This is a genomic window from Vibrio sp. SCSIO 43132, assembly GCF_019904195.1.
Taxonomy (GTDB): domain Bacteria; phylum Pseudomonadota; class Gammaproteobacteria; order Enterobacterales; family Vibrionaceae; genus Vibrio; species Vibrio nigripulchritudo.
Window position 1 is genome coordinate 261,588 of record NZ_CP063199.1, and the last position, 12,722, is coordinate 274,309.

The 12,722-nt window shown below is 47.1% G+C and carries 15 protein-coding genes; 5 read left to right on the plus strand and 10 right to left on the minus strand.

Annotated features, from left to right (window positions below):
- Nucleotide 1 precedes the first annotated feature (1 nt).
- Together INR79_RS01165 and INR79_RS01170 are read left to right on the plus strand one after the other, a co-directional pair.
- Entirely contained in the window at nucleotides 2–1,291 is a 1,290-nt protein-coding gene (locus INR79_RS01165) for a TRAP transporter large permease (RefSeq protein WP_022551992.1), read from the plus strand.
- A gap of 45 nt (nucleotides 1,292–1,336) precedes the next feature.
- Nucleotides 1,337–2,101 carry an IclR family transcriptional regulator gene (locus INR79_RS01170; protein WP_004405382.1) on the plus strand — a complete coding sequence of 255 codons (765 nt, stop codon included), beginning with the start codon at nucleotides 1,337–1,339 and terminating at the stop codon, nucleotides 2,099–2,101.
- Between the two features lie 67 nt (nucleotides 2,102–2,168).
- On the opposite strand, the gene tpiA is transcribed toward INR79_RS01170, so the two are convergent.
- A complete protein-coding gene (gene tpiA / locus INR79_RS01175) occupies nucleotides 2,169–2,939 on the minus strand; it encodes a triose-phosphate isomerase (protein WP_004405381.1) in 771 nt (256 codons plus the stop codon).
- Between the two features lie 247 nt (nucleotides 2,940–3,186).
- On the opposite strand from tpiA, the gene INR79_RS01180 reads away from it, so the two are divergent.
- Nucleotides 3,187–3,534, plus strand: a complete 348-nt coding sequence (locus INR79_RS01180) for a 5-carboxymethyl-2-hydroxymuconate Delta-isomerase (RefSeq protein ID WP_022551991.1) — start codon at nucleotides 3,187–3,189, stop codon at nucleotides 3,532–3,534.
- A 13-nt stretch (nucleotides 3,535–3,547) separates the two neighbouring features.
- Complete coding sequence (locus tag INR79_RS01185) at nucleotides 3,548–3,976, plus strand: DUF805 domain-containing protein (RefSeq protein WP_022591187.1); 429 nt, start codon at nucleotides 3,548–3,550, stop codon at nucleotides 3,974–3,976.
- 56 nt (nucleotides 3,977–4,032) lie between these two features.
- Here the strand turns inward: INR79_RS01185 and INR79_RS01190 are convergent, their stop codons facing one another.
- The 3 genes from INR79_RS01190 to glpX all read right to left on the minus strand — a co-directional run bounded on the left by INR79_RS01190 (nucleotide 4,033) and on the right by glpX (nucleotide 6,394).
- The gene (locus tag INR79_RS01190; RefSeq protein WP_004405378.1) at nucleotides 4,033–4,362 is read right to left on the minus strand and encodes a DUF3135 domain-containing protein; all 330 of its coding nucleotides are present in this window, start codon (nucleotides 4,360–4,362) and stop codon (nucleotides 4,033–4,035) included.
- A 178-nt stretch (nucleotides 4,363–4,540) separates the two neighbouring features.
- A complete protein-coding gene (locus INR79_RS01195) occupies nucleotides 4,541–5,158 on the minus strand; it encodes a helix-turn-helix transcriptional regulator (RefSeq protein WP_004405376.1) in 618 nt (205 codons plus the stop codon).
- 228 nt (nucleotides 5,159–5,386) lie between these two features.
- The gene (gene glpX / locus INR79_RS01200; protein ID WP_223095678.1) at nucleotides 5,387–6,394 is read right to left on the minus strand and encodes a class II fructose-bisphosphatase; all 1,008 of its coding nucleotides are present in this window, start codon (nucleotides 6,392–6,394) and stop codon (nucleotides 5,387–5,389) included.
- A 304-nt stretch (nucleotides 6,395–6,698) separates the two neighbouring features.
- On the opposite strand from glpX, the gene zapB reads away from it, so the two are divergent.
- Nucleotides 6,699–6,941, plus strand: coding sequence for a cell division protein ZapB (gene zapB, locus INR79_RS01205; protein ID WP_004405374.1), 243 nt, complete (start codon nucleotides 6,699–6,701; stop codon nucleotides 6,939–6,941).
- Nucleotides 6,942–7,154: 213 nt separating this feature from the next.
- Here the strand turns inward: zapB and rraA are convergent, their stop codons facing one another.
- The 6 genes from rraA to cytR all read right to left on the minus strand — a co-directional run bounded on the left by rraA (nucleotide 7,155) and on the right by cytR (nucleotide 12,476).
- The gene (gene rraA, locus INR79_RS01210; RefSeq protein ID WP_223095680.1) at nucleotides 7,155–7,685 is read right to left on the minus strand and encodes a ribonuclease E activity regulator RraA; all 531 of its coding nucleotides are present in this window, start codon (nucleotides 7,683–7,685) and stop codon (nucleotides 7,155–7,157) included.
- A 78-nt stretch (nucleotides 7,686–7,763) separates the two neighbouring features.
- Nucleotides 7,764–8,681 carry a 1,4-dihydroxy-2-naphthoate polyprenyltransferase gene (locus INR79_RS01215; RefSeq protein WP_223095682.1) on the minus strand — a complete coding sequence of 306 codons (918 nt, stop codon included), beginning with the start codon at nucleotides 8,679–8,681 and terminating at the stop codon, nucleotides 7,764–7,766.
- 126 nt (nucleotides 8,682–8,807) lie between these two features.
- The gene (gene hslU, locus INR79_RS01220) at nucleotides 8,808–10,139 is read right to left on the minus strand and encodes an HslU--HslV peptidase ATPase subunit (RefSeq protein WP_022591190.1); all 1,332 of its coding nucleotides are present in this window, start codon (nucleotides 10,137–10,139) and stop codon (nucleotides 8,808–8,810) included.
- Nucleotides 10,140–10,149: 10 nt separating this feature from the next.
- Nucleotides 10,150–10,689, minus strand: a complete 540-nt coding sequence (gene hslV / locus INR79_RS01225; RefSeq protein WP_022551985.1) for an ATP-dependent protease subunit HslV — start codon at nucleotides 10,687–10,689, stop codon at nucleotides 10,150–10,152.
- 119 nt (nucleotides 10,690–10,808) lie between these two features.
- Nucleotides 10,809–11,345 carry an SPOR domain-containing protein gene (locus INR79_RS01230; protein ID WP_022551984.1) on the minus strand — a complete coding sequence of 179 codons (537 nt, stop codon included), beginning with the start codon at nucleotides 11,343–11,345 and terminating at the stop codon, nucleotides 10,809–10,811.
- A gap of 126 nt (nucleotides 11,346–11,471) precedes the next feature.
- Nucleotides 11,472–12,476 (minus strand): DNA-binding transcriptional regulator CytR, encoded by a 1,005-nt coding sequence (gene cytR, locus INR79_RS01235; protein WP_004405365.1) that lies wholly within the window; start codon nucleotides 12,474–12,476, stop codon nucleotides 11,472–11,474.
- Nucleotides 12,477–12,722 lie beyond the last annotated feature (246 nt).

The following is a 12,722-nucleotide window of genomic DNA, read 5'->3' on the forward strand; positions in this document are numbered from 1 at the left end:
AATGGATAATGGAACGTTAATTACCCTGATATCGATTGGTGTCACGGGGCTATTTTTACTGGGAGTGCCGATTTTTCTGGTGATCGGTTTCTGGGTTGTAGGGTGCAGCCTGGTGATTGACTTTACACTGGCAAACGTGGGGGTCACCTTGTTTGAAGGGTTGAGCTTCTTTGGTTTGCTGGCGCTCCCGCTTTTTATTCTGACGGGCGACCTGATCAATGCCGCGGGGATTGCGAAGCGAATGTCGGACTTTGCCTATTCCATATTAGGCTGGGTGCGAGGCGGACTGGGGATGGCAACCATCGGAGCTTGTGGGATGTTTGCGGCTATTTCTGGTTCGAATGCCGGAACAACGGCCACTATCGGCTCGATCATGCAGCCTGAAATGGAAAACAACAAATACGATAAGCGATTCGCGGCGGCAACAGTGGCAGCCGGAGGGACGGTCGGAATCATCATTCCGCCCAGCATTATCTTTATCGTGTACGGATTCTTGCTCGATTTGTCGATCAGTGACCTGTTCATCGGAGGCATGCTTCCAGGCATTTTGATGGTGATTGCCATGCAGGTCACCTGCTATCTTGTCAGCCGACGCAATAACTGGGGCGACATGATTCGCTTTGAGCCGAAACGCATTGTGCGCGCAGGGTTTAGGGCGTATCTAGGGATACTGGCAATTGCGATTGTTATTTACGGCATCTATTCCGGTACATTTTCACCAACAGAAGCGGCAGGCGTAACCGTCGGTTTTTGCCTGATAGCGGGTGTGTTGGTGACACGTCAGATAAAGCTGTCTAAGTTACCTGAAATATTGCTTCGTTCCGGTCAGATCACAGGCATGCTTGCGCCTTTGATTGCGGTTTCTGTGGTGATGCAACAGTTGTTGTCTTTACTAGGGGCTGGGGAGGTAGTGAATGGCTGGATGTCGAGTATCGGCGATCCAACATTCGTGCTATTAGCGTGTATGTTCTTGGTATTAATGGCGGGAACCGTACTGGAAAGTTTGCCCAACACTATCATCTTAGCCCCTATTCTGGCACCGATTGCTTACAGTGTGGGTGTTGATCCGATTCACTTTGCAGTGGTGTTCTTAGTGGGCGATGCCATCGGGTTTATCACACCGCCTTACGGGCTAAATCTCTATGTGGCCAGTGGGATGACAGGGATACCGTACTTCACGATTGTTCGTCATGTTTTACCGTATCTGTTCGCATTGATGGTGGCTTGGCTTATTATTGCTTTCTGGCCTCCGCTTTCAACATTCCTGCTGCAATTCGGCGGAGCTGGTTAAGTCAATCACCTCCAATGTGGTGGTGCATAAAAGAAGGAAAGGCAGATGGACGGGGAACGAGCAACACATCCCACTATCATGCGAGGGTTTGTGGTTCTGGAGAAAGTCGTACAGGCCCCCAAACCCGTATCAACATCCGATTTAATTGAGGAGCTTGGGCTGCCCAAGCCCACGTTAAATCGTATTCTTCAGCAACTGGAACAGGAAGGGCTGGTGGAAAGAGAACCCGTCAGCCGACGTTACATTCCTGGTCTCAGAGCAAGGGAGTTTTCACTGGGCATCATGTCGAATCATGCGCTTAGTGCTCCAAGGCACGCCATCTTAAAAGTGCTGTCTCAGGAGGTAGATGAAACCTGCAACTGCACCATGCTGGATGGGGACCACACGGTTTATTTTGATCGCGTGGAAGCCAACTGGCCTTATCGAATACAACTGCCCGTCGGGTCGCAGTTGCCACTGCACTGTACCGCCAGCGGGAAAATGCTGTTGGCACATATGACGCCCAAAGTGCGGGATAAGCTCGTTCACGCGACGCCATTAAAGTCTTACACTCCTTTTACCTTAACGGACTCTAATCAACTGCAAGAAGAGCTGGATCAGATTCGTCGTGAAGGTATTGCATTTGACCGGGAAGAATTTATGGAAGGTATGGTGGCGATTGCCGTTCCTGTGAGAGACAAACAAGGCAGTGTCTGTTTTACCGTGTCTGTGCATGCCCCTAAAATCCGCAAATCTTTGGAAGAGCTAAGGCTTTACCTCCCCTTTCTTAATAAAGCCGCTAATGCTTTGGCAAAAGTGCAGTTTGAGTGAAGGTAAACACATACAACAAAAAAGACCAGCCGAGGCTGGTCTTTGTCATTCTGGAGGAAAAGCGAAATTAAGCTTTTGCTTCCGCTGCTGCTTTTGCGATAGCAGCAAAACCTTTAGGGTCTAGAGACGCACCGCCAACTAGAGCACCATCGATGTCTGGTTGTGCGAAGTAAGAAGCTGCGTTCTCAGGCTTAACAGAACCACCGTATTGGATGATTACTTGCTCTGCAACTGCTGCATCTTTTTGTGCGATTAGAGCACGGATAGAAGCGTGGATGCGCTGTGCATCTTCAGCTGTTGCTGCTTTACCAGTACCGATAGCCCAGATTGGCTCGTATGCGATGATTGCATCGTTTAGCGCTTCAACGCCGTAAGCGTCGATTACTGCGTTGATTTGACGAGCACAAACTGCTTCAGTTTCGCCTGCTTCGTTTTGTGCTTCAGACTCACCGATACAGAAAACTGGCTTCAGACCGTTTTCTTTTAGGAAAGCGAATTTCTTAGCAACGAACTCGTCAGACTCAACGTGGTATTCACGACGCTCAGAGTGACCGATGATGATGTGAGACGCACCGAAGTCTTTCAGCATTTCTGGAGAAGTATCACCTGTGAATGCACCGCTGTTGTTCACGTCAGTGTTTTGCGCACCTAGGATGATTTTGTTGCCGCCTTCTTTGATCAAGCGCTCAGCCAGATCAATGTAAAGTGCTGGTGGAGCAACTGCAACGTCTACGCCAGTTACGCCTTCAAGTTCCGCATTAAGGCCGTTTAGCAGCTCAGTGACCATAGTTTTGCTGCCATTAAGTTTCCAGTTACCCATCACTACAGGACGACGCATAGGAATATCTCCATTAATTAATGTAAAAAATAAACGTGATTGCGAAAGAATATAACAGATTAATACGGCTAAATCATGACTGGTGTCATGTCTTTCCGCGATCTGGCTGTAAGGTCAGATCTCATGTTGTCACTAAGAAAGTAATTTGCAGTGATCAGGCAGGCAAAATCCAGTCTGTGGTGCACCAAGGCGCTTATTTTCCTGTATGTTAAGCGCTGTCACAATGAAGAATAACAGGGATGTAGCAATGCCAAATTTAGTGATGGAGTATTCAAATTCAGTGGACGAGCGCGTTAATGTCCCTCTTCTATTGGAAGATCTGCATCAGGCAGCCATAGAGAGTGGGTTGTTTGACGTCGCTTCTGTTAAGTCACGAGCTTTCCGCTGTCACCACTGGCTGGTAGGCGATCAGGAAGATACGGTGGATTTCATCCACATTACCTTCGATCTTCTAAGTGGACGAACAGAAGAACAAAAGCGCAACCTGTCCCGTCAACTGATGGATATTCTCCAAGAGCAGGCAAGCGCCGTTCATAGTTTGACGATCAATGTCCGGGATATGGACACCAAATGTTTTCAAAAAGTGCTCAATTGAGCAAAGGTAAGAGATGTCGATTAAGCAATATTTGTTTTCTTTTCAAGGACGTGTCGGACGTCAGGTATTCTGGATCTGGAACGCGTTTTACTACTTAATAGTGATTGGATTCAGTTACGGGGCAGGAGGGCTGTTCCCAGAGCTGGGCAACGTTATCGCCATTTTCTTTTTGGCATGTATGCTTTATCCCGATCTGGCAATCACCGCAAAGCGCTGGCATGACAGAGGTAAATCGGTGTACTGGCTTGCGCTGCACATCCCAGTTATTGCGGGACGTGTTCTCGCGCCAGTTGCGGCTCCGGGCGTTCAGATGCAGACAACCGCAATCGAGACGGTTGCTTCTTTACTCGCTTTAGTTGCAGGAGCATGGATTCTTGTCGAATGTGGATTTTTACCCGGCGACCAAAAAGAGAACCAGTACGGTAAGCCACCTGAAAGGTGATTTTCCTACGAATGAAAAAACGGACCTGAATTCAGGTCCGTTTTTGTTTTCATACCTTATTGCTTGCGTTCTAGATTGAACGGAACAATATCGGCGGATTCTTTGGTGATATCACCGTGCAACGCATCTTGAAACTTGCCGATTTGAATTGTCAGCTCATTCATTAATGCCACATTGGCATGCGTTGGATTCTTGCATCGGTCGATCACTCTCTCGATATGGCTTTGCTGAGCTCTTAATCGAGGCTGCATCTCAACCGAAGCGTAAGTGATCATCTCTTCACACATCTTTTGACGAAATTCGTTAAACGCTTCTGGGTCATCCTGAGCCAGAGCGACAAGCTCCTCAAATGGAGGTAAAGTTTGATCATATTGAGCGCGTCCCATCTGCACCCTCCTACTTCTTTGTTACAGCACATGAGCAGAGCATACGATAAAATTAGCTCAAAAAATGCACTTTAATTGCTCTATTATTGTCCAGTCTCACAATTGATATATGCAATTGCACTAATAAGTAAAGCGACAAGATGAGCTTGCTGTATAAGTAAATGATACCGTTGGGAAATTATTGCGCGCTTATTTGGTAACTACACCGACGTTTACCCTGGATGATATGTTCGGTGCGCTCGATGGAGTATTCTTTTCCTAAAAGCTTACGAAAGACATTTATCTCGGAAAGGCAGAGGCTAGGACAGCGCTTTGCAGCACGACAAATTGGGCAGTGATTTTCAATTAATTCAAACCCTTGATCGTTTTTTAGCAACTCAACCATATAGCCCTCACTTTCGCGGAGCTCTGCAAGAATGTTGAGTTTTTCTTCGAGAGTCTGACAATGCGCCATGGCTGAGCGGTATTGACGAAGTGTGCTGGCTTCACGTTCGGCGGTGACTTTTTTCATCCCCTCTTTACCGAACACCGCTTCGACAGCATCAATCATGTTGATCATCAGATCGCTATGACCATCAAAGAACTGTTCATGACCTTTATCTGTCAGCGACCAGTGGCGAGTGGGGCGTCCAACTTTGGCTTTCACATCCTCAAAAATCAACAAGCCATCTTCTTCTAGGCTCTGTAGGTGCTGGCGAGCACCCATGGTAGTCATGGAAAAGTCTTGCGATAGCTTCTTTGCAGTGATGGCACCTTCACGCTTGATTTTATGTAAGATACGATCCGTTGTTTTCATTCTTCCCCTCATAGCTAGGGCATTCACCCTTGGGACTATTATGAGGTATGAAGTTAATAAAGCAAACTCTTGATTAAATCCGCAATAGTGCTGAAGCTTTGGTATCAGAACTTAAAGACGCATTAACCCGTGACCTTGATAGTTAATTTTTTCAGGAAAAATCGCCATGTTCAGGATTAAAAAAGCGCAGCCTGGCTGCGCTTTGATAACACTCGATTTGAGCCTGGGCTATAAAATGATGTCGCGGACTTCATCATCCTTTCTTTCAAGGTAATGAATCGATTTGATACGACGAATGGTACGACAACGACCACGAATCAATAGCGTCTCCGTTGTTGCAATATTGCCCTGACGAGTAATGCCTTCAAGCAAGTCACCCTTGGTGATACCTGTTGCTGAAAATACCACGTTATCGCTGCGTGCCATGTCTTCCATACGCAAAACAATGCCAGCCGTGACGCCCATTTCTTTACAACGTTCCAGCTCTTGCTCACCGTGAGCGCGATTTTCTTCCGTATCACCTTTCACTTCGTGGCGTGGCAATAAGCGACCGTGCATGTCGCCGTCTAGTGCGCGAATAACCGCAGCAGAAACCACACCCTCTGGCGCACCACCCACACAATACATAGCGTCTACTTCACTGTCTGGCATACACGTTAGAATAGATGCCGCCACGTCGCCGTCTGGCACTGCAAATACACGTACACCCATTTTTTGCATTTCTGCAATCACATCATCGTGCCTTGGTTTCGCCAAAGTGATTACCGTCAGAGTGTCCAGCGTTTTTCCGAGAGCTTCAGCTATGTTGGCTAAGTTTTCAGCCAGAGGTTTGTCTAAGTCGATCACCCCTTTTGCACCCGGACCAACAACCAGTTTTTCCATGTACATGTCAGGTGCTTTCAAAAAGCTGCCCTTTTCACCTGCCGCCAATACCGCTAATGCATTGGACTGACCCATAGCGGTCATGCGAGTGCCTTCAATCGGGTCAACAGCAATATCAACCGCATCGCCACCAATACCGACGTTCTCACCAATGTACAGCATAGGCGCATCATCGATTTCACCTTCACCGATGACAATTTCACCCGAGATTTCCGTTTTATTCAGTAGCGCGCGCATGACCTCAACAGCAGCGCCGTCCGCTGCGTTTTTATCACCACGTCCCAGCCATTTATAACCAGCCAGTGCAGCACCTTCAGTGACTCGGGAAAAAGCCATCGCCAAATCGCGTTTCATTTGAACTCCAGATACGAAACCAAAACAGGAAAGAATTGGCGGCGATTCTAACACAGCCATATTGAAACGTTTGCTATTTCATCCGTGAAACGCCCCGTGGATTGCTCAGCATCAATTTTTTCCAGTGATCGCCAATAGATTGATAGCGAACGTCAAATTTTGGTTAAAGATAGCCTTTTTTTTGACCAACCGAGCAAAGATCACCAATTTTGAACGTGTGTCGACGCGGGATGCTGAGTAGAATGTGGAATAATTTGTGAACTTTCATTCACGTAGACTGAATCAAAATAAACAGGTGGCTAACATGTCTTTAGAAGTCCTAGAGCAGCTAGAAGCAAAAATCCAAACCGCAGTTGATACCATCGCACTTCTACAAATGGAAGTAGAAGAGTTGAAAGAGCAGAACGCTCAACTTAACTCTGAAGCAAACGAGCTGAAAAACAGCCGTGAAGAACTGGAAAGCCAAAACCTTAAAATGCGTGAAGAGCATAATGCATGGCAGGAGCGCATTCGGAATCTATTAGGCAAGATGGACGAAGTGGAGTAAATCACGTCTAAGTTTGCTCTATCATTTTATAGCGTTGTCAGAAGTGCTCATTTACATGCGTAAACTCCGCGCTTCTTCCTAGCTCTAAAAAGATAGAAGCAGCACTTAGTTCATGATTTTCTGATTGAACCAATGTTTAGCTTGCAAGTAATTGGTTCAAGAAGTGAAAAAGCAGCCGATGGCTGCTTTTTTGGTATTGGGTGAACGGAAGTCTTATTCTTCGTCTTCTTCGGTGAATTCGTCTTCTTCTTCGCCTTCTAGGTCGGAATCAAGAGGTTCCTGAGAGATGATGATGCCTGTGTTGTCAGCGTAGAGGTAGTCGTCAGGTAAGAAGGTAACTCCACCAAAATTAACGGCTAGATCTTGCTCGCCAATTTCTTGCTGCGCGGCTCCTACGGGAATTGAGGCTAGAGCCTGAATACCGAGATTCATGTCTTCCAGTTCATCAACTTCGCGAACACATCCGTAAACTACAATGCCTTCCCATTCGTTTTCTTCTGCCAGAGACGCAAGCTCAGCGTCGATAAGCGCGCGGCGTAATGAGCCACCACCATCGATCAGCAATACTCGACCAACACCATCTTGTTCAAGCGTGTTACGGATCAACCCATTGTCTTCAAAACATTTGATGGTTGTAATCTGACCTGCAAATGAGGCGCTACCACCAAAATTGCTGAACATAGGCTCCACTACATCTACCTGATCCTGATAGATATCGCATAGTGCTGATGTGTTGTATTCCATAAGCAATGTCGTCTTCTGTTACACAGTTCTGTATTCGAGTATATATGCCTAGTAAGTCAATGCAATGACAAGACTCAATTAAGTCATCAGAGTTTGACCCGTGATCACGATTGAGAACAACAGGTTAGTGACCAGAGCACATTTGACGATAACTGGCATCATAGGCGCAAGCTCTGTTGGGGTCGTCGCGGCCAGTACCGCTTTACCGTGATTAACGGTGAGAAGCACCGCCAGCAGCATGGCTAAACCCCAGGCCAGCGCGGTATTGTGCAGAGCTAAAAATGCGATAAAAGGAACAATCCCGCCAGTGAGTAAAAGCAGGTGGTAGCGCTTGGCTCGCTTTGCTCCCAGACGAACGGCCATAGTGCGTTTCCCGCATGCCGCATCATTCTCAATATCTCGCATGTTATTGATGTTCAGAACGGCTACTGCCAGCAAACCGCACCCGACTGAGGGTAAAAATGTGGTGGCATCAATAAACCCTGTATGGAGGAAGAACGTGCCCGCTACGCCAAGTAGACCGAAGAAGATAAACACCGACAAATCCCCCAAACCGATATAGCCATAAGGTTTGTTGCCCACGGTATAAGCAATGGCAGCGATGATAGCCAAAAGCCCAAGCCCGATGAATGCCATGATGCTGGTGGGCGTTTGCAGGGCATAGAAGATAAGCGCGAGACCTGATGCAACAGTCAGAATAATGTTGATGATGATGGCTTGTTTCATGGTCTGTGGAGTCACCGCACCAGACTGAATGGCACGAGTTGGACCAATACGGTCCTGATTATCCGTCCCTTTTATTGCGTCACCATAGTCGTTCGCAAGGTTGGAAAGGATTTGTAGCAGTATTGCGGTAAGAAGAGCCAGTACCATGACTGGGAATGAAAAGTGACCATTAAATAAAGCAACACTGCTGCCTGTTGCGATAGAAGCAAACGCTAGTGGCAGTGTTTTGGGGCGAGCGGCATCAAGCCATACACTTAGTGATTGTCTCATGCGTCGTACGTCGTTGACCGATTTGTATCCAGTATATCAACGCGCCAGCAGAGGGGAATACCAAAAGCCCACCTAACTGAGGTGGGCTTGTTTTACATCAAATATTTGGATGTATCGAATGCAGGCTTACAGGATAAAGCGGCTGAGATCTTCGTCTTCAACAAACTCACCCAGCTTGGATTTCACGTATTCGGCGTCAATTTTCACAGCCGTTCCGCTCTTGTCGGTTGCTTCAAACGAAATCTCTTCCATCAGACGCTCCATCACAGTGTGAAGACGACGAGCACCAATGTTTTCAGTGGTTTCGTTCACTTGCCACGCGGCGTTGGCAATTTGATCAACACCTTCTTCAGTGAATGAAACGTCAACGGATTCTGTCGCCATCAGAGCAGAATACTGCTCGGTCAGAGAAGCTTTAGGCTCTGTCAGAATGCGTTTGAAATCATCACTGGTTAGCGCTTCTAGTTCCACACGAATTGGCAGACGACCCTGCAATTCTGGAATCAGGTCTGATGGTTTCGCTACCTGGAATGCACCAGATGCAATGAACAAGATATGGTCAGTTTTAACCATGCCGTGCTTGGTGGAAACGGTGCTGCCCTCGATAAGAGGAAGCAAGTCACGTTGAACCCCCTCACGAGATACGTCCGGACCTGAGCTCTCACCACGTTTACAAATCTTGTCGATTTCATCGATGAAGACAATGCCGTTGTTTTCAACATTGTAGATAGCTTGTTCTTTCAACTCTTCCTGATTGACCAGCTTTGCTGCTTCTTCTTCTGTCAGAGCTTTGAACGCGTCTTTTATCTTCATCTTGCGGCTTTTCTTGGTGTCGCCGGCAAGATTCTGGAACATGCCCTGAAGCTGATTGGTCATCTCTTCCATGCCAGGAGGCGCCATAATCTCTACGCCCATTTGCGGAGCCGCAATTTCGATGTCGATCTCTTTGTCGTCTAACTGACCTTCGCGAAGTTTCTTACGGAAGATCTGACGTGTGTTAGACTTTTCTTCAGTGGCATCGCCGGAACCCCAGCCTTCACGCGGTGGCGGAAGTAGGGCATCCAGAATGCGTTCTTCTGCCTGCTCTTCAGCGCGGAATTTTACTTTTTCCATCGCTTGCTGGTGAGTCATCTTGATGGCTACATCCGTCAGATCGCGAATGATGGTTTCCACTTCCTTACCCACGTAACCCACTTCCGTGAATTTAGTGGCTTCCACTTTCATGAATGGGGCATTGGCCAGCTTAGCAAGGCGACGAGCGATTTCTGTTTTACCAACACCAGTCGGACCGATCATCAGAATGTTCTTGGGGGAGACTTCGACGCGTAAGCTTTCTTCAAGCTGCATACGGCGCCAGCGGTTACGAAGGGCGATCGCCACAGCGCGCTTTGCTTTGTCTTGTCCGATGATGTGGCGATTCAATTCGTGAACAATTTCTCTTGGCGTCATTTCAGACATATTGAATTCCTTATGATTCTTGCGCTGCTGCGTCGAGTTCTTCGACCGTGTGGTGATGATTGGTGAATACACAGATATCACCAGCAATTTTCAGTGATTTTTCAGCAATTTCTCGGGCATCAAGCTCGGTGTTTTCCAGTAATGCGGTAGCGGCTGCCTGAGCAAAGTTACCACCAGAGCCAATAGCAATTAAGTCGTTTTCTGGCTGAACCACATCACCGTTACCTGTGATGATCAGTGAAGCGGTTTCATCCGCGACCGCAAGTAGTGCTTCGAGTTTTCTCAGTGCGCGGTCACTGCGCCAGTCTTTTGCCAGTTCTACTGCGGCTTTGGTCAGATGCCCTTGATGCATTTGCAGTTTGCTTTCGAAGCGCTCAAATAGTGTGAATGCGTCAGCCGTACCACCAGCAAAACCTGCCAGTACTTTATTATTGTAGAGGCGGCGTACTTTCTTTGCGTTGCCTTTCATGACGGTATTTCCTAAAGAAACCTGACCGTCTCCAGCAATGACGACTTTATTATTTCGGCGTACAGATACGATAGTAGTCACTTTTATTAACCTTTTGTTTCGCTCGCGATATATGTGAAATATGAGGGCAGGAGAGAAAAAAACAAGGGAGCCGGCTGGCTCCCCTGAGAATGTTTGATGTTTTGTGTTTTATACATCGGTTATTGCGATTCTTTCCAAATAGCGCACGGTTCGATTTTTGCCCGTTGTAGCTTATGGCGATCGCGCTCCGCATCGCGTTTGAAGGTGTAAGGCCCCAATACGACGCGATACCAGCTACTGCCTTCTTTCTTGCGAATCTTGCTACTGATCCCCTGAAAAGCAATATCCACTTTACGAGCTTCTGCCTGCGCCAGAGTTTTGTAGGCACCACACTGCATGATGTAAGGAATATCAGAAACCACTTGTTCTTTGGCTTCGACCTGTACTTCACGTTTGGGTAGTGATTCAACGTACTCCCACTTTTCCTCTGGTGGAGGCGGCAGTGGTTTTGGTTTGCTTACGGGCTTTTTCGGTTTTTCCGCCACTTGTGGTTTAGGCGGTTCCGGGTCCTGGCTTAGTGTATAAAGCCCATAACCAAATGCGCCAGCCAGTAATATGGCGACGATGCCTGCTTTCCACGGCTTCTTATTGGATGTTTGTTTTCTGGTAGGCTTTTTTTGCCCACGTCCTCTTCTTACGTAATCTTTATTTGCCACGGTTTAACAGCTTGCGTTCAATAAAAAACGGGTAACATGGTAATCCAGAATTACTCTGGAAAACCAGTGTTACCATTGAAAAGCTTGCAGGTGTGTCCATCTTTTGGGTCACAGACCCATGAAGCCTTAGCTTCTTGGAGGCGCTGCGCTGTCTCGGATTTTCAGTTCTGTTTCCAGTAGACGTGATCCGGCATGTACATCTCTGCCTTTGAGTATCTCAAGCAGCATCAGCATTGCCTGACGACCAATCTCATAGCGAGGTTGGGTAATCGTCGTCAATGGTGGATCACAGAACTCTGCGAACTGAATATCATCAAACCCGACAACAGACAGGTCTTGAGGTACTTTCAATCCAGCCGCTTTTGCTCCCTTAATAGCGCCGATTGCCATGGCGTCATTGTGGCAGAAAACGGCAGTTGGTGGTTCCGGAAGTGCCAGAAGTTTTGCGATTGCCTTTTGCCCTGATTCAAAGGTGAAATCGCCCATTTCTTTGTAAGTTGGATTCATGGTGATGCCAGCGCGACGTAAAGCCTGCTGATAACCTTGGTTACGGAACTGACACAATGCTGCATCGTCAGGTCCTGAAATCTGAGCAATCTTCGAATGACCCATTTGGGTGAGGTAGTTCACCGCTTCGAACGAAGACGTTAGGTTATCAATGTGCACTGTCGGCAATTCCAGTTCCGGTGCGAATTCACAAGCCATGACCAGTGGTGGCAAGTTCTTCTGTTCCGGTTTGCTGACATCAAACGGCAGGTGTGTCCCCAATAACAACATGCCGTCTGCTTGTTTGGTAAAGACCAGGTTGACCAGTGAGCTCTCTCGTTTCTTCTGCTGACCGCTGTCTCCTAACAATACGAGATACCCGTTTTCCACGGCCACATCCTCAATGCCGCGAATGATCTCTGTAAAGTAGGAGTCGCAAATGTCAGGGACGATTGCAACGATAGTTTTGGATTCATTACGTCGTAAGTTTCTTGCCAGTGAATTCGGCGAATAACCAGCTTCCAAAACGGCGCTTTCCACACGTTTACGTGTCGTCGACGAAACCTTTTCAGGATTCATCAAAGCCCTCGATACCGTTGCAGTTGAAACTCCTGCTAGCTGGGCAACATCCTTCATTGTCGCCATAATAAGTTGTCCTCTTTATTTTTCATGGCTGTATTTAAGCATCTATAACAATTAAACCTAGCGCTGACGTGAGCAACTTTTTTATTGGATATTTTATGCTCTAAATTAAGATTAATTTACGGGCAGATTAACAAATTTTGCATGAGTACCGTGACATCAATCACATAGGATCATATTCGTTTTCTCAAACTAGCTACAAAGTCTGATCCAGTAACAGAACTGACATCACATCAATTTACAGAGATT

Coding starts and splice junctions, on each gene's coding strand:
- INR79_RS01165 (WP_022551992.1), top strand. CDS start 2: ATGGATAATGGAACGTTAATTACCCTGATATCGATTGGTGTCACGGGG.
- INR79_RS01170 (WP_004405382.1), top strand. CDS start 1,337: ATGGACGGGGAACGAGCAACACATCCCACTATCATGCGAGGGTTTGTG.
- tpiA (WP_004405381.1), bottom strand. CDS start 2,939: ATGCGTCGTCCTGTAGTGATGGGTAACTGGAAACTTAATGGCAGCAAA.
- INR79_RS01180 (WP_022551991.1), top strand. CDS start 3,187: ATGCCAAATTTAGTGATGGAGTATTCAAATTCAGTGGACGAGCGCGTT.
- INR79_RS01185 (WP_022591187.1), top strand. CDS start 3,548: ATGTCGATTAAGCAATATTTGTTTTCTTTTCAAGGACGTGTCGGACGT.
- INR79_RS01190 (WP_004405378.1), bottom strand. CDS start 4,362: ATGGGACGCGCTCAATATGATCAAACTTTACCTCCATTTGAGGAGCTT.
- INR79_RS01195 (WP_004405376.1), bottom strand. CDS start 5,158: ATGAAAACAACGGATCGTATCTTACATAAAATCAAGCGTGAAGGTGCC.
- glpX (WP_223095678.1), bottom strand. CDS start 6,394: ATGAAACGCGATTTGGCGATGGCTTTTTCCCGAGTCACTGAAGGTGCT.
- zapB (WP_004405374.1), top strand. CDS start 6,699: ATGTCTTTAGAAGTCCTAGAGCAGCTAGAAGCAAAAATCCAAACCGCA.
- rraA (WP_223095680.1), bottom strand. CDS start 7,685: ATGGAATACAACACATCAGCACTATGCGATATCTATCAGGATCAGGTA.
- INR79_RS01215 (WP_223095682.1), bottom strand. CDS start 8,681: ATGAGACAATCACTAAGTGTATGGCTTGATGCCGCTCGCCCCAAAACA.
- hslU (WP_022591190.1), bottom strand. CDS start 10,139: ATGTCTGAAATGACGCCAAGAGAAATTGTTCACGAATTGAATCGCCAC.
- cytR (WP_004405365.1), bottom strand. CDS start 12,476: ATGGCGACAATGAAGGATGTTGCCCAGCTAGCAGGAGTTTCAACTGCA.